Below are 14381 nucleotides of genomic sequence, written 5' to 3' on the forward strand. Positions count from 1 at the left end.
CAAAAGATGAAACCCCGGGGAACCGACAATTGTATATCCCAACGCCCCCAACGAAAGGCCCCCTTGGGAATTGAACGGGAGATGTACAAGTGGCGGCATTTGGTAGAGAACTTCTTCTGTGATCTCAAAGACTTTCGCCGTATCGCACTGCGCACGGACAAAACTGATCTCAGCTTCACCGCAATCATCAATGCCTGCGCAGCTCTCCTGAATTCAAAGTGAATCTCAACAGACCCTAGATTGGCGACGCGATAGTCACGCAGGTATTGCAGGTAATTACTGTGAGGTGCGATCTCGCGGCGAAAATCGGGGTCGTCCTTGCGCGCCTCCAGCGCATGCCAGGCGGCAATGGCCTGGCCCAGCGTCTTGCCCGGATTGGCGCGCACCCAGTCCATGAGATCGGAATGGCAGACAATCCCCTCCCCGATCTGGGCGGTGAAAATGCCCTGGACATTGGGGCCGAAGGAGACCGTCTGGGTGATCACGGTCCGGGGCGTCAACTCTGCGCTGGCCCAGATGAACCGCCCCTTGGCGCGGCGCGCGTTCGATTTCACCGGTGCGGAGATACGTCAGGATCCGCGCGCGCAACGCATCCTTGCCGGCCGTGTGCGGCAGGCCCAGCGTATCGCAGTTCGTCACAAGCTCGGGCATGTCCCAATACCAACGGTCAAAGGCCTCGGCATTCATGGGGGTGGTGGGGGCGGGTTTGACACTCATACGCGCTGAATTAAGGCGCGTCCCATTCAACTCCAGTTTACGTCACCCAGAAAGATATAGCCCGCGCCATAGATCGTCTTGATCAGGCGGGGATTCTTGGGGTCCTCGCCCAGTTTCGTGCGCAGGCGCGAGATGCGCACATCCATCGCCCGGTCAAAGCTTTCGCCCGCCGCTCCGCCCAGCGTTTCCTGCATCTGCTGACGGCTGATCAGGCGTTTGGAGTTTTGCAGGAAGAGCCGTAGAACCTCGCCTTCCGCATGGGAGAACGGTGTCTCGGTCCCGGCTTCATTTTCAAGCGTATAGCGGTCGAAATGCGCGGTCCAGCCGTTGAACCGAGCCGTGTCTCCCGCCTTGGGAAGGGCGCGCATGCCACCGCGCAGGCGGGCGCGGATGCGGGCCACGACCTCGGCCGGGTCAAAGGGTTTGGTGATGTAATCATCAGCCCCCAGTTCCAGCCCCGTCACGCGATCCTGCACCTGCGCGCGGCCCGAGATGATGATCACCGCGGCACCGCGTTCGAGGGCCAGACGGTGCACCAGCGCCAGACCGTCGGTATCGGGCAGAGACAGATCCACCAGGCACACGTCCGGCGTGCCGCGCTTGAGGGATGCCTCGAACTCGCGGGCGCGGGCAAAGCTTTGGGTGCGAAACCCGGCCTCTTCCAGCGCTTCGGTCAGCATCTGGCGGATTTCCGGCTCATCGTCCAGAATGGAAACCAACGGCATACTCATTGTGCGGCCTCCGGGTGCAGCAGCGCCGCAAGATCCCCGGCCGCGAACGGTTTTTGCAACACCGGCACACGGGCTTCGGCGGCGCGGCGCAGCGGGTCGGACGCAGGCAGGGAGGTCATCAGGATCATCGGAATGCCGCTGCTCGCCATTCGTTCCAAAAGGTCAATGCCCGTCGCGCTGCCTTCTAGGCGGATATCCGACAGGATCAGGCCGATATCGGGCAGATCGGCGGCCAGGGCCACGGCCTCATCGACCGAAGCGGCCTCGATCACCGAATGATTGAGATCGACCAGCATATCGCGGACCTGAGCGCGCAAGGCATCGCTGTCCTCCACCAGAAGGGTCAGGCCGTCGCTGAGCTGGGGTGCGGGGCGATAGGGCAGGCGCAGGGCGACGCAGGCGCCGGTGGGTGTGTTCGACAGCCGCAGATCGCCGCCCGACAGTTTGACCATGTCATAGACCATCGGCAGGCCCAGGCCGGACCCCTCGCCGCCCTTGGTGGTAAAGAACGGATCGACCGCATGTTCCATCGCCTGATCGGAAAACCCGGGTCCGGTGTCGGTGACCGAAATCTCGATCCAGATGTCTTGGATGGCATGGGCGCTGACCGTGATCTGGCCTGACGTGCCGCAGGCGTCTCGCGCATTCAGGATCAGGTTCAGGAGCGCGTCCTGCAACATACCGGGATCCAGAAGCAGGGGCGTGTCGGGGCTGTGATCCAGCACGCTCAGCCCGGTCGCCTGGGGCAGTGTCGGGGTGGCCAGCGTCTTGAGATCGCTTAGCAACCCGTGCAGATCGGTCTGGCGCGGGCTGTAAGTGCGGTGCCCTGTCATATCGCCGATCCGGTTCAGCAATGTGCCCCCGCGCCGGGCGGCTGTTTGCGTGGCGGCGATCAGACCCTGGGCGTCCTGACCCAGATCCATCCGCGCCAGCTTGCTCTGCATCCCCAGGATGATCGTCAACAGGTTCGAGAAATCATGCGCCACGCCATTGACCATCTGCGCGGCCAGCGCCCGGCGCCGGGTTTGCTGGAGCGCCACCCGCGCCTGGGTTTCCTGTGTGACATCCATCGACAGAATATAGACGCCGCCCGAGACTTCGGGCGTGAACGCCACGCGGATCCGGCGGGAGCTCTGGGCATCGGTGAACTCAAACACCGACGCCTCTCCCCGATAGGCGCGCGCCAGGTGCGGCGCGATGCGGTCATAGGCGGAAGGACCCAGTACATCGGAAATCGGTTGTCCCAAAAGATCGGTCGGGCGACCGGGCAGCACCACGCTGAGCTTGCGGTTGGAAAAGGTATAGAGCCCGTTGCGATCCACATGGGCGATATGGGCGGGCATCATCTCGGTGGTCAGCCGGGTGCGCGCCTCCGCCTCGGTCAGTTGGCGCTTGGTCTCTTCCAGGGCGGTGATGGTGGCGGCAAGCTGGCGGTTGGTGGCCGACAGCTCTTCGGCATGGGCCAGGACCTGATCGCTCAGCTCCTCGGAGCGTGCGCGCAGAAGCTGCTCGGAGCGTTTGGCGCGCGTGATGTCGGTATAAACGGTGACCCATCCCCCTTGCGGCAGCGGAGAGCCTTCGACGCTGATCGTGCGGCCATTGGCACGGGTGCGCTCCATATAGTGGGGCGCGAATGCGCGTGCCTGCCGGACCCGGATGGCGACGAATTCATCCATGTCGTCGACAGGGCCGTAATCCCCGACTTCGGCGAGATGGCGAATCGTGTCCTCGAACCGCGCGCCAGGTGTGACGAGCGTTTTGGGCAGATCGAACATGTCGCGAAACCGCCGATTGCAGACGGCAAGGCACAGGTCGCTGTCATAGATCGACAGCGCCTGTGCAATCAGATTGAGGCCTGCGGTGGTAAAAGCCTCTGTCCGGTGATCCTGCGGGTCCATCACTGTTCTCCCCCAGGAAGGGCTAGCATCTGCCAACGATCAGGAACAGGGGCGGATTTCCTCCATGCCAGCGGCTCGGGCGATCTCGGCGACGCTGACATCGCGCAACACTTGGATGAAGGGCTGGTTCGGTGCCGCTTGAACCAGCGCGGAGACGGTGGCATTCGGCGCTGGGCCCGCACCGAGGCTGCATCCCTCCAGGCCGACGCTGAGCGACCCTGAGGTTGCGCGCTCATTCTCGGACTTCCACAGGGCGATCAGGGATTGCTGGGCGCGCAGCGAGGCATAGTCGCCGGGTGCTACGCGGTAGGTGCGGTTGCCTGCCTCATCTGGCGGCGATGCCTCCAGGACATAGGTCGCGGTGCTGGTCTCGCCCGTATCGGTGCGCGTGGCCGAAAGGGCCATTTGGGGCGACCCCGGACGTACCGCCAGCCCAGGGGGCAATTGCAGCAAGACGGCAAAATCGGCGGGATCGGTCGTTACGGGGGACACGGAGGAGAGCCGCGCCGCCCCTGAGGGTACGACAGAGGCGCAGGCGGCCAGCGACAGGGCGGCCAGGCTGGCCAGAGCGGGTTTCAAGATCATGGGAATCACCTTTGACAGATAAAAATTATCGTAATACATTAATTTTTAGATTTAGAAGGCGAAGTCAAGAAGGTGTGATATGTCTGATTTGTCGATCCGCACGCGGCGCTGGGCGCGCGCGCTGTCCAATCTAACGATTGTGGTGATGGTGGCCTTGGCGGGCGGCGTGCTGGCCGTGCTGGTGCAGCCTGAGCTGGGTCGGCAAATCCTGTTGGATGCGGCGCCGGTCGGGTCTGTGGATCGCGAGATTTCAGCCGGTACGATCTATGCGTTGCTGGCGGTGGGCGTGCTTTCGGTGGCGGTGCAGCTGATACTTTTTTGGAACATGAACGGTCTCTTTCGGCTCTATGCGGCGGGGGATGCGCTGAGTGCGGCTTGCGGTGACTATGTCCGGCGGATCGGCCTTGCACTGCTGGTTCTGCCGGCGACGATGGTGATCTACGGGATGGCGGCGTCGGTGTTGCTGAGCTGGGACAATCCTGTGGGCGAAAGGCAGTTGGTCGTGTCCATCAACATGCAGAGCATGGGCTTTTTCATCGGGGGGGCGTTGCTTTTGCTGATCGGGATCACGATCCGGCAGGCGGCGGACATTGCCGAGGAAAACCGGGGTTTTGTCTGATGCGGATAGTCGTGCGACTGGATGTGATGCTGGCGCGGCGCAAGATGAGATCGCGGGAACTGGCGGAACGTGTCGGCATCACAGAACAGAACATCAGTCTGCTGAAATCCGGCAAGGTCAAAGGGATCCGGTTTGAGACGCTGGCCCGGATCTGCGAGGTGCTGGACTGTCAGCCGGGCGATCTGCTGGAGGCGGACCCTTCGAACTGAGCAGAACCGCGCCCGCCGCGCTGTGGTCCGTGGCCGTTTCAAGGCATCGTCGCTCTCTTCTGATCCGTGTCTGGCTGAGGTCACGATGCACGTCGGCCCGATACTATTTGATGGTGTTACAATTCGTAAGGATTGAGAAAACATCACGAAAAAGTTGACGCAGAGCCTTTGACCCAGTTCCCTAGGGGGAAGAATCGCACAAGCGATCAAAACCCGGCGCGAGGAGGCGCCGGTGTGGGAGGAGAAAGATTTTGGCGACTTCGCAGACGGGCGTCGGAGGACATGTGTCCATTCCGGCGCTGCTTCATCGCAATGCCACCCAATTTGCCGATGCTCCGGCATATCGGGAGAAGGAATTCGGTATTTGGCAAAGCTGGACCTGGGCCGAGACCGAAAAGGAGATCGAGGCTCTGGCGCTGGGGTTGATCAACCTTGGCGTGAACGAAGGCGATTTCATCGCCATTATCGGGCGCAACCGGCCATATCTCTATTGGTCGATGGTGGCCGCGCAATCGGTGGGCGCGATCCCTGTGCCGCTCTATCAGGACGCGGTGGCCGAAGAGATGGCCTATGTTCTGGGCCATTGCGGTGCGCGGTTCGTGATCGTCAGCGATCAGGAGCAGGTCGACAAGGTGATCGAGGTGCAGGATCAGCTGCACCAGTTCGAGCATATGATCTATCTCGATCCGCGGGGCTTGCGGAAATACGACCATTCGCACCTGCATCAGTTCAGCCACGTGCAGAAGCAGGGTCGGGCGGCCTATGACGAATTTATCAACGAACTCAAGGCCCGGCGCGAGAAACTGGATTACGACAGCACCTGTGTGATGCTCTATACATCGGGCACGACGGGCAAGCCCAAGGGCGTGGTTCTGTCGAACCGGAACATCATCGAGACGGCGAAGTCCTCGTCCGAGTTCGACCACCTCAAGCGTGAAGATGATATCCTGGCCTATCTGCCGATGGCCTGGGTGGGCGATTTCATCTTTTCGGTGGGGCAGGCCTATTGGACCGGGTTCTGTGTGAACTGCCCCGAAAGCGCGGACACAATGATGACCGATTTGCGCGAAATCGGGCCGTCCTATTACTTTGCACCGCCCCGGGTGTTCGAGACCCAACTGACCAACGTCATGATTCGGATGGAAGATGCCAGCCGCATGAAAAAGTGGCTCTTTGACACGTTCATGGCCCATGCGCGTAAGGTGGGTCCGGCCATCCTGGACGGCAAGCAGGTGAGCGGGATGGACCGGTTCAAATACTGGTTGGGCCACCTCTTTGTCTATGGCCCGCTCAAAAACACGCTTGGATTCTCGAAGGTGCGCGTGGGCTATACTGCGGGTGAGGCGATCGGACCGGAGATCTTCGATTTTTATCGCTCGCTGGGGATCAACCTCAAGCAGCTTTATGGGCAGACAGAGGCGACGGTGTTCATCACAGCGCAACCCGATGGCGAGGTGCGCTCGGATACCGTGGGCGTTCCCAGCCCGAATGTGGAGCTGAGGATCGCCGAGAACGGCGAGGTGTTCTATCGCTCTCCGGGCGTGTTTGTGGAGTATTACAAGAACGCCGAAAGCACCGCCGGGACCAAAGACGCCGAAGGTTGGGTGGCCACGGGGGATGCGGGCTTTATCGAGCCCGACACCGGGCATCTGCGCATCATCGACCGGGCCAAGGATGTGGGCCAGATGGCAAATGGCAGCCTGTTTGCGCCCAAATACGTTGAGAACAAGCTGAAATTCTATCCCAACATCCTTGAGGCCGTGGTGTTCGGCAACGGGCGTGAGGAATGTGTGGCGTTTATCAATATCGACCTGACCGCGGTTGGCAATTGGGCGGAACGCAACAACATCGCCTATGCCTCCTATCAGGAGCTGGCGGGACACCCACAGGTGATGGCGACCATCCAGGATCATGTGGAAGAGGTGAACCGCTCGGTCGCCGAGGACGAGATGCTGTCGGGTTGCCAGGTGCATCGTTTTGTCGTGCTGCACAAGGAGCTTGACGCCGATGACGGAGAACTCACCCGCACCCGCAAGGTGCGCCGCCGGATCATCGAGGAAAAATATGCCGATATCATCGCGGCGCTCTACGATGGATCCAAGGAGGTCTCGACCAGGACGGAAGTGACCTATGAGGATGGGCGCAAGGGCCATATCAACGCGACGCTGGAAGTGCGCGAGGCCGCGGTGAGCGCGGTGGCGGCGAAACTGGCGGCGGAATGACGGTGCGCCGCTCGACTGCGTCTTCGCCCCGCCCGCCCACCCGCAGAGCGGCCCGTATGTCGGGGTCGGCCTCTTTGGGTTTGGTTGCGCGCCGCCGTATTTTGAAAGAGAAGAAGGGCTGGATCTGATGCTGGATCAGACGGAAGGCTACACCACCGAGGATGGTCGCAAGATCGGCGGCGTGGTGATGGAAATGAAGAACATCACCTTGCGATTCGGCGGCGTGGTGGCGATCAAGGATATCTCCTTTGATATCCGCGAAGGCGAGATCCGGGCGATCATCGGACCGAACGGGGCCGGCAAATCCTCGATGCTGAACGTCATCTCTGGGTTTTATAATCCGCAAGAGGGCGAGGTCTGGTACCGCGGGCGCAAGCGCCCGCCCATGAAACCCTATCAAGTGGCACAACAAGGCATAGCGCGGACGTTTCAGAACATCGCGCTGTTTGAGGGCATGTCGGTTCTGGACAACGTCATGACCGGGCGGTTGACCCATATGGACAGCAACATCTTTCGGCAGGCGATCTGGAAGGGCCGGGCCGAGCGCGAGGAGGTCGAGAACCGCGAAAAGGCCGAGCGTGTGATCGATTTCCTGGAAATCCAGCATATTCGGAAGACGCCTGTGTCGCGTCTGCCTTACGGGTTGAAAAAGCGCGTGGAACTGGCGCGGGCGCTGGTTGGCGAGCCGTCGCTCTTGCTGCTGGATGAGCCGATGGCAGGCATGAATGTCGAGGAAAAAGAGGACATGTCCCGCTTTATCCTGGATGTGAATGACGAGTTCGGGACCACGATCGCGCTGATCGAACATGACATGGGCGTGGTGATGGATCTGAGCGACCGGGTGGTCGTGATGGACTACGGCAAGAAGATCGGTGATGGCACGCCGGACGAGGTGCGCAGCAACCAAGATGTGATCGACGCCTATCTGGGGGTTTCGCATGACTGATCTCGGCCCGATGCGGGCGCCATGCCCTACCTCTATTTCTCTGACCGATGACAGACAGACGCCACGCATAGGAGCGACCAATGCCTGAACAGCTGATTTTCGCGATGGAAGTGTTCCTGAACGGTCTGATGGCCGGGGTGATGTATGCGCTGGTAGCCCTTGGCTTTGTCCTGATCTTCAAGGCCTCGGGGATCTTCAACTTTGCCCAGGGGGTGATGGCCTTGTTCGCCGCGATGACCTTTGTGGGTATTCAGAACGGGCAGGTGCCGTTTTCGCATCTGATCAACGCGATCTTTGGGACCCAGATCCACTATTTCGGGTGGGAACTGCATTCGATCGTCGCGATCCTGCTGACGGTTGTGGTGATGGTCGGCTTGGCCTGGGCGGTCCAGAGGTTCATTTTCCGGCATCTGGTCGGGCAGGAACCGATCATCCTTTTCATGGCGACCATCGGTCTGGCGTATCTGCTGGAGGGCACCGCGGACCTGATGTGGGGCGCCGAGATCAAGAAGCTGGATGTTTGTCTGACCGATACGACCTGTCTGCCGCAAGGAATCAATGTGGCGATAGACGAGGCCACTTTCGGGTGGTTCGGCTATGGGTTCTTTATCGACAATCTGGATATCACCGCGACAATCGTGGCGGTTATCCTGGTGGCGGCACTGGTGGCGTTTAGCCAATATACCAAACAGGGCCGCGCCATGCGCGCTGTGGCCGACGACCACCAGGCGGCTTTGTCGGTGGGGGTATCGCTCAACTATATCTGGATCCTTGTGTGGTCGGTGGCGGGCTTTGTCGCGCTTGTCGCGGGCATTATGTGGGGGGCGAAATCCGGTGTGCAGTTCTCGCTCAGCCTGATCGCGCTCAAGGCATTGCCGGTGCTGATGCTGGGGGGATTTACATCAATCCCCGGCGCCATTGTGGGCGGGCTGATCATCGGGGTGGGCGAGAAGCTTTTCGAGTTCGCCATCGGTCCGATGATCGGCGGGGCGACCGAGAACTGGTTCGCTTACGTTCTGGCGCTTTTGTTTCTGGTGTTTCGTCCGCAGGGCCTTTTTGGGGAGAAGATCATTGAGAGGGTCTGAGCTGCCTGGGGCCGGAGGTCCGGCGCGCCCGCCTCAGCCATCGAGCTTGCAATATGCGCGTACCGCGACCGCGGCGATCAGCGTGGCAACAAGCGTGGCGGCGATCGTCAGATCGCCAATCAGAAAAGTCAGGACGGCCATGACCCCGACCATCCCAATTGAGGCGAGCAGCCAAGACAGGGCGCCGGTGTCGTCGGGGATCTGCGTCGGCGCGATCTCCCGCACCTCGGGGATGGCATCGAAGATCTCTGATTTGCGGCGCTCGAACTCTTCGTCCGAGAGTGCGTCGTTTGCATGCTTGGCCTCCAAGAGCCGTATCTGGTCGCGGACGGATGTCATGGTCCTTGCTCCTTTCTCCGGCGCTGTCTGTGCTGGGGAAATGCGGGCGGAATGGGGCAAAACCGCGAAAGCCTGTGACAGGGTTAACGTCACCGCGAGGGTTGAAAGGACGCTATCATGGTCAAGCTGATTGCCGTTTTGAATGTGGTCGCCTGGTCGGGCTTTTGGGCCTTTGGGTATCTGGCGCTCAGCGCGGGCACGGAGGCGGGTGGACAAATGGTCACCGCCGCGATCCTGGCCGCAGCGGGCGGCGCCATCGGGCTGTGGGCCTATTTCCAGTTGATCCGCCATTCCGAGGCGACGGGCTATGCCAAACCGGCCAACCGCGCCACGCCAACCTATGACGAGACTGACCTGAACGGGGGGAACGCCTGATGTTCTATCGCGAGGCCGGAGATTTCAAGACCTCCTACACTGCCGACAACCAGACCTTTCCCATCGCGTTCGACCGCTACCGCTATTACGCGGTTCTGGCCGTGGCCTTTGCGGTGGTCCCGTTTCTGGTCAACGATTATTGGGTGAACGCGATCCTGGTGCCGTTTCTGATCTATTCGATCGCGGCGATCGGCCTGAACATCCTGACTGGATATTGCGGGCAGGTCAGCCTGGGGACGGGCGGTTTCATGGCTGTGGGCGCCTATGCCTGCTATAAGCTGATGACCGGGTTTCCCGAAGTGAACATCGTGATCCACATCATCCTCGCAGGCGGGATCACGGCGGCGGTGGGCACGCTTTTCGGTCTGCCATCGTTGCGGATCAAGGGGTTTTATCTGGCTGTGGCGACGCTTGCGGCGCAGTTCTTCCTCGTCTGGCTTTTTAACAAGGTGTCGTGGTTTTATAACTATTCAGCCTCCGGTCAGATTAATGCACCCGAGCGCACCGTGTTCGGTGTGCCGGTGACCGGCGCGAATGTCGAACCCTGGGCGATGTACATGATATGCTTGGTCTTTGTCTTTGGCTCGGCGGTGATCGCACGCAACCTGACACGGGGCACGCTGGGGCGTAGCTGGATGGCGATCCGCGATATGGATATCGCCGCCGAGATCATCGGGGTGAACCCGCTCAAGGCCAAACTGACCGCCTTTGCCGTCAGTTCGTTCTTTGTGGGGATCTCGGGCGCTCTGTTTTTCGCGGTCTATCTGGGGGCCGTCGAAGTGGGCGAGGTCTTTGGTATTCAGAAATCCTTCATCGTGCTGTTCATGATCATCATCGGTGGTCTGGGGTCGATCTTTGGCTCGTTTGCGGGCGCGGCGCTGCTGGTGGTACTGCCGGTGTTTCTGAAGCTTTTCGGCGTCGATCTGCTGGGTTGGCCCACCGATATCGTGGCGCATATCCAACTGGTCGTCGTGGGCCTCTTGATCATCCTCTTTCTGGTGCTTGAGCCGCACGGTTTGGCCCAGCTGTGGCGGGTGGCCAAGGAAAAGCTGAGGCTCTGGCCCTTCCCACATTGAATGAAGCCGCCGGGTGGCGGGACAAGTCCCGCCCTACGGCAAAGAGACGACATCGGACCAAAACCAAAGGGAGGAACGACCCGATGAAATTAAAACTAACCGCAGTGGCGCTCAGCGCGCTGATGGCCGCGGGGCCCGTGATGGCGGACCTGGTGTTCCCATCGCTGTCCTACCGGACCGGACCGTATGCATCGGGTGGGATCCCGTTCGCGGATGGCTATGCCGATTATTTTACGCTGCTGAACGAGCGGGACGGCGGCATCAACGGCGTAGCGGCCCGCATTCTGGAATGCGAGACCGGCTATAACACCGAAAAAGGGGTCGAATGCTATGAAGCGACCAAGGGCGAAGGCTCGCTGGTGTATCAGCCGCTTTCGACCGGGATCACCTATCAGTTGATCCCCAAGGCGACAGCCGACAATATCCCGATCCACTCGATGGGCTATGGCCGGACATCGGCCAAGAACGGCGATGTGTTCAGCCATGTGTTCAACTATCCCGCAAATTACTGGGATGGCGCCTCGGGGGCCGTGAACTATCTGCTTGAGGCCAATAACGGTGACATTTCGGGCAAGAAAGTCGCGCTGGTCTATCACAACTCCGCCTATGGCAAGGAGCCGATCCGCACCCTGGAAAACCTGAGCGAGAAGCATGGGTTCGAGCTGGTGCAACTGGCGGTCGACCATCCCGGGCAGGAGCAAAAATCGCAGTGGCTGCAGATCCGGCGCGAACGTCCCGACTATGTCGTGATGTGGGGCTGGGGCGTGATGAACCAGGTGGCCATCCAGGAAGCCGCGAACATCCGTTTCCCGATGGAGAACTTCATCGGTGTCTGGTGGTCCGGGTCTGAAAACGACGTGTTGCCCGCGGGGCAAGCCGCCGACGGCTATAAGGCGCTGACGTTCCACGGTGTCGGCAGCGATTTCCCGATTTTTGCCGAGATCCAGGAGTATGTGGTCGACAAGGGTCTGGCCGCCGGTGCGGGCGATCAGATCGGTACAGTTCTGTATAACCGGGGTCTCTATGCGGCGATGTTGGCTGCCGAGGCCGCCAAGACCGCGCAAGATATCCACGGCGTTGCGGATATCACACCTGCGATGATGCGCGACGGTATGGAAGCGCTGGAAATCACCGAAGCCAAGATGGCCGAGCTGGGTCTGCCCAACTTTGGTCCGGCCTTTACCGTGACTTGCGAAAACCACGGTGGCGACGCATTGGTCGGGGTGACCCAATGGGATGCCGACACCGGCACCTGGTCGCTGATCTCTGGCTTCAAGCCCACCGATGGCGATGTGATCGGCCCGCTGATCGAAGAGGACAGCGCAGCCTATGCCGCTGAAAACAACATCGGCTCGAACTGCAACTGATGGAATGTCTCCGGCCGCCGCGCGGATGTGGCGGCCGGGTTCCCCTAACTCCAGACAGAGGTCCCAGCGATGCTAGACGCCGAGACAACACCCGAGATCCAGACCGACACCCTTCTGGAGGTGAGCAATATCGAGGTGATTTACAACCACGTGATCCTCGTGCTCAAAGGCGTGTCATTGCGTGTGCCCAAGGGCGGTATCACTGCTCTGTTGGGGGGCAATGGGGCAGGCAAGACCACAACGCTCAAAGCGGTCTCGAACCTGCTGCATTCCGAACGCGGCGAGGTGACCAAAGGATCCATCAGATATCGCGGCGAGATCGTGCACCATTCCGACCCCGCCGATCTGGTCAAGAAGGGCGTCATCCAGGTGATGGAAGGGCGGCACTGCTTTGAACACCTGACGGTCGAGGAAAACCTGCTGACCGGCGCTTATACCCGTACCGATGGGAAGGCCGAGGTCATGCGCGATCTGGACCTTGTCTATACCTATTTTCCGCGCCTCAAAGAGCGGCGCAAAAGCCAGGCCGGCTATACATCCGGCGGAGAGCAGCAGATGACGGCCATTGGCCGCGCGCTGATGTCCCGGCCCGAGACGATCCTGCTGGACGAACCCTCGATGGGGCTCGCGCCGCAGTTGGTCGAAGAGATTTTCGGCATTGTGAAGAACCTCAATGAAAAGGAGGGCGTGACCTTCCTTTTGGCCGAACAGAATACCAACGTGGCGCTGCGGTTCGCGCATTACGGATATATCCTGGAATCGGGTCGGGTGGTCATGGATGGCCCTGCCAATGACCTGCGCGAGAACCAGGACGTCAAAGAGTTTTATCTGGGTATGTCGGATGAGGGCCGCAAAAGCTTTCGCGATGTGCGCAGCTATCGACGCCGCAAACGGTGGCTGAGCTGAGCCCTGTGGTGCGAAAGGACAGGACATGAGAGGCGATGGGACCGACATGGACGCATTTTTCGATGAGCTGGAGACGCGGACGCCAGATGCGCGCGCGGCAGATCTGGCAAAGCGTTTGCCGGCGCAAATCGCCCGGGCCCAGGACGCGGTCGGCTACGCCGATCTTTTGGCAGGTGTGGATCCTGACGTTGTCACGGATGCAGCGGCGCTGGCCGCGTTGCCGGTGCTGCGCAAATCCGAGCTCAGCCGGGCGCAGGGCGCGCATCCGCCCTTCGGGGGGTTCACAGCGAAACCTGCCAGCGCGTTTGCCCATATCTTTCAATCTCCCGGCCCGATTTACGAGCCCGGCAGTGTCGATCACGATTGGTGGCGGATGGGGCGCTTTCTGCATGCCGCGGGGTTTGGTGCGGGCGATGTGGTGCAGAACTGCTTCGGCTATCATCTAACCCCGGCTGGCATGATTTTCGAGAGCGGCGCGCGCGCCGTCGGGGCCGCTGTTCTGCCAGCCGGTACCGGCCAGACCGACCTGCAAGTGGCCGCGGCGCGCGATGTGGGCGCCACGGCCTATGCGGGAACGCCAGACTACTTGAAGGTCATTCTCGACAAGGCCGATGAGTTGGGTGTCGCACTTGGTTTTTCCAAGGCGGCGGTCGGAGGGGGCGCGCTGTTTCCGTCGCTGCGTCAGTTCTATGCGGATCGCGGTATTACATGTTTGCAAAGCTATGCGACTGCCGATCTCGGCAACATCGCGTATGAAAGCGCCGCGATGGAGGGGATGATCGTTGACGAGCATGTGATTGTGGAGATCGTCACCCCTGGCACCGGCGACCCCGTCGCCCCAGGAGAGGTCGGCGAAGTCGTTGTTACCACGCTGAACCCCGATTACCCGCTGATCCGCTTTGCCACCGGCGATCTAAGCGCGGTGATGGACGGGCACAGTCCTTGTGGGCGTACGAATATGCGCATCAAGGGTTGGATGGGCCGTGCCGATCAGACCACCAAGATCAAGGGCATGTTCGTGCGCCCCGAACAGGTTGCCGCTCTGGTAGCGCGTCATGACGAGATCGTGAAAGCGCGCGTTGTGGCCAGCCGGGATGGTGAAATGGATATGATGACGGTGCGCATCGAAGCGGCCTCTGGCAATTCCGACAGCTTTGCGGCGTCGGTTGTCGATGTGCTGAAGATGAAGGGTGCAGTAGAGGTCGTGGTGCCTGGAAGCCTGCCCAAGGACGGCCTGGTGATCGAGGATCAGCGCAACTACGATTGATCCAATTGCGCGCCTGCGGCGCCAGATAATCATGATGCG

Annotated in this window: 14 protein-coding genes and 3 pseudogenes; 11 read left to right on the plus strand and 6 right to left on the minus strand. The window is 60.7% G+C overall.

Annotated elements, in window-relative coordinates:
- Positions 1 to 222 (plus strand): annotated as a pseudogene (locus tag HEP69_RS08070) (IS5/IS1182 family transposase); the annotation flags it as partial.
- A 170-nt stretch (positions 223 to 392) separates the two neighbouring features.
- On the opposite strand, the pseudogene HEP69_RS23735 reads toward HEP69_RS08070, so the two are convergent.
- From HEP69_RS23735 to HEP69_RS08095, 5 genes and pseudogenes are all read right to left on the minus strand, one after another.
- A pseudogene (locus HEP69_RS23735) lies at positions 393 to 554 on the minus strand (DUF6434 domain-containing protein); the annotation flags it as partial.
- Between the two features lie 37 nt (positions 555 to 591).
- Positions 592 to 717: pseudogene (locus HEP69_RS23740) on the minus strand (hypothetical protein); the annotation flags it as partial.
- A gap of 26 nt (positions 718 to 743) precedes the next feature.
- The gene (locus HEP69_RS08085; RefSeq protein WP_290558043.1) at positions 744 to 1448 is read right to left on the minus strand and encodes a response regulator transcription factor; all 705 of its coding nucleotides are present in this window, start codon (positions 1446 to 1448) and stop codon (positions 744 to 746) included.
- Positions 1445 to 3346, minus strand: a complete 1902-nt coding sequence (locus tag HEP69_RS08090) for a PAS-domain containing protein (RefSeq protein ID WP_290558044.1) — start codon at positions 3344 to 3346, stop codon at positions 1445 to 1447. Before HEP69_RS08090 ends, HEP69_RS08085 begins: the two co-directional genes overlap by 4 nt.
- A gap of 39 nt (positions 3347 to 3385) precedes the next feature.
- The gene (locus HEP69_RS08095) at positions 3386 to 3931 is read right to left on the minus strand and encodes a hypothetical protein (protein ID WP_290558045.1); all 546 of its coding nucleotides are present in this window, start codon (positions 3929 to 3931) and stop codon (positions 3386 to 3388) included.
- Between the two features lie 79 nt (positions 3932 to 4010).
- Between HEP69_RS08095 and HEP69_RS08100 the strand changes: the two genes are divergently transcribed.
- The 5 genes from HEP69_RS08100 (at position 4011) to HEP69_RS08120 (ending at position 9012) form a co-directional block, all read left to right on the plus strand.
- Positions 4011 to 4550, plus strand: coding sequence for a DUF2975 domain-containing protein (locus HEP69_RS08100; RefSeq protein WP_290558046.1), 540 nt, complete (start codon positions 4011 to 4013; stop codon positions 4548 to 4550).
- Positions 4550 to 4759 carry a helix-turn-helix transcriptional regulator gene (locus HEP69_RS08105; RefSeq protein WP_290558047.1) on the plus strand — a complete coding sequence of 70 codons (210 nt, stop codon included), beginning with the start codon at positions 4550 to 4552 and terminating at the stop codon, positions 4757 to 4759. Before HEP69_RS08100 ends, HEP69_RS08105 begins: the two co-directional genes overlap by 1 nt.
- A 251-nt stretch (positions 4760 to 5010) precedes the next feature.
- The gene (locus HEP69_RS08110; RefSeq protein ID WP_290558048.1) at positions 5011 to 6981 is read left to right on the plus strand and encodes an AMP-binding protein; all 1971 of its coding nucleotides are present in this window, start codon (positions 5011 to 5013) and stop codon (positions 6979 to 6981) included.
- Between the two features lie 127 nt (positions 6982 to 7108).
- On the plus strand, positions 7109 to 7927 hold the full coding sequence (locus tag HEP69_RS08115; protein WP_290558049.1) for an ABC transporter ATP-binding protein: 819 nt from the start codon (positions 7109 to 7111) through the stop codon (positions 7925 to 7927).
- 80 nt (positions 7928 to 8007) lie between these two features.
- Entirely contained in the window at positions 8008 to 9012 is a 1005-nt protein-coding gene (locus HEP69_RS08120) for a branched-chain amino acid ABC transporter permease (RefSeq protein WP_290558050.1), read from the plus strand.
- A gap of 33 nt (positions 9013 to 9045) precedes the next feature.
- Here HEP69_RS08120 and HEP69_RS08125 read toward each other — a convergent pair whose 3' ends face one another.
- Complete coding sequence (locus tag HEP69_RS08125; protein WP_290558051.1) at positions 9046 to 9351, minus strand: SHOCT domain-containing protein; 306 nt, start codon at positions 9349 to 9351, stop codon at positions 9046 to 9048.
- A gap of 117 nt (positions 9352 to 9468) precedes the next feature.
- Between HEP69_RS08125 and HEP69_RS08130 the strand changes: the two genes are divergently transcribed.
- From HEP69_RS08130 to HEP69_RS08150, 5 genes are all read left to right on the plus strand, one after another.
- Positions 9469 to 9726 (plus strand): hypothetical protein, encoded by a 258-nt coding sequence (locus tag HEP69_RS08130; RefSeq protein WP_290558052.1) that lies wholly within the window; start codon positions 9469 to 9471, stop codon positions 9724 to 9726.
- Positions 9726 to 10802, plus strand: coding sequence for a branched-chain amino acid ABC transporter permease (locus HEP69_RS08135; RefSeq protein WP_290558053.1), 1077 nt, complete (start codon positions 9726 to 9728; stop codon positions 10800 to 10802). Before HEP69_RS08130 ends, HEP69_RS08135 begins: the two co-directional genes overlap by 1 nt.
- A gap of 83 nt (positions 10803 to 10885) precedes the next feature.
- A complete protein-coding gene (locus HEP69_RS08140; RefSeq protein WP_290558054.1) occupies positions 10886 to 12169 on the plus strand; it encodes an ABC transporter substrate-binding protein in 1284 nt (427 codons plus the stop codon).
- A 69-nt stretch (positions 12170 to 12238) separates the two neighbouring features.
- A complete protein-coding gene (locus HEP69_RS08145) occupies positions 12239 to 13075 on the plus strand; it encodes an ABC transporter ATP-binding protein (RefSeq protein WP_290558055.1) in 837 nt (278 codons plus the stop codon).
- A 25-nt stretch (positions 13076 to 13100) separates the two neighbouring features.
- Positions 13101 to 14342 carry a phenylacetate--CoA ligase family protein gene (locus HEP69_RS08150; RefSeq protein WP_290558056.1) on the plus strand — a complete coding sequence of 414 codons (1242 nt, stop codon included), beginning with the start codon at positions 13101 to 13103 and terminating at the stop codon, positions 14340 to 14342.
- The last annotated feature ends 39 nt before the right edge of the window (positions 14343 to 14381 follow it).

Origin of the sequence: Aestuariivita sp. (assembly GCF_021404545.1) — a bacterium.
GTDB lineage: Bacteria > Pseudomonadota > Alphaproteobacteria > Rhodobacterales > Rhodobacteraceae > Aestuariivita.

What these genes read in the sequence shown, in the direction of transcription:
- HEP69_RS08150 (WP_290558056.1), top strand. Translation starts at nt 13,101, where the DNA reads ATGAGAGGCGATGGGACCGACATGGACGCATTTTTCGATGAGCTGGAG.
- HEP69_RS08120 (WP_290558050.1), top strand. Translation starts at nt 8,008, where the DNA reads ATGCCTGAACAGCTGATTTTCGCGATGGAAGTGTTCCTGAACGGTCTG.
- HEP69_RS08085 (WP_290558043.1), bottom strand. Translation starts at nt 1,448, where the DNA reads ATGAGTATGCCGTTGGTTTCCATTCTGGACGATGAGCCGGAAATCCGC.
- HEP69_RS08100 (WP_290558046.1), top strand. Translation starts at nt 4,011, where the DNA reads ATGTCTGATTTGTCGATCCGCACGCGGCGCTGGGCGCGCGCGCTGTCC.
- HEP69_RS08140 (WP_290558054.1), top strand. Translation starts at nt 10,886, where the DNA reads ATGAAATTAAAACTAACCGCAGTGGCGCTCAGCGCGCTGATGGCCGCG.
- HEP69_RS08105 (WP_290558047.1), top strand. Translation starts at nt 4,550, where the DNA reads ATGCGGATAGTCGTGCGACTGGATGTGATGCTGGCGCGGCGCAAGATG.
- HEP69_RS08125 (WP_290558051.1), bottom strand. Translation starts at nt 9,351, where the DNA reads ATGACATCCGTCCGCGACCAGATACGGCTCTTGGAGGCCAAGCATGCA.
- HEP69_RS08130 (WP_290558052.1), top strand. Translation starts at nt 9,469, where the DNA reads ATGGTCAAGCTGATTGCCGTTTTGAATGTGGTCGCCTGGTCGGGCTTT.
- HEP69_RS08095 (WP_290558045.1), bottom strand. Translation starts at nt 3,931, where the DNA reads ATGATCTTGAAACCCGCTCTGGCCAGCCTGGCCGCCCTGTCGCTGGCC.
- HEP69_RS08145 (WP_290558055.1), top strand. Translation starts at nt 12,239, where the DNA reads ATGCTAGACGCCGAGACAACACCCGAGATCCAGACCGACACCCTTCTG.
- HEP69_RS08135 (WP_290558053.1), top strand. Translation starts at nt 9,726, where the DNA reads ATGTTCTATCGCGAGGCCGGAGATTTCAAGACCTCCTACACTGCCGAC.
- HEP69_RS08115 (WP_290558049.1), top strand. Translation starts at nt 7,109, where the DNA reads ATGCTGGATCAGACGGAAGGCTACACCACCGAGGATGGTCGCAAGATC.
- HEP69_RS08090 (WP_290558044.1), bottom strand. Translation starts at nt 3,346, where the DNA reads ATGGACCCGCAGGATCACCGGACAGAGGCTTTTACCACCGCAGGCCTC.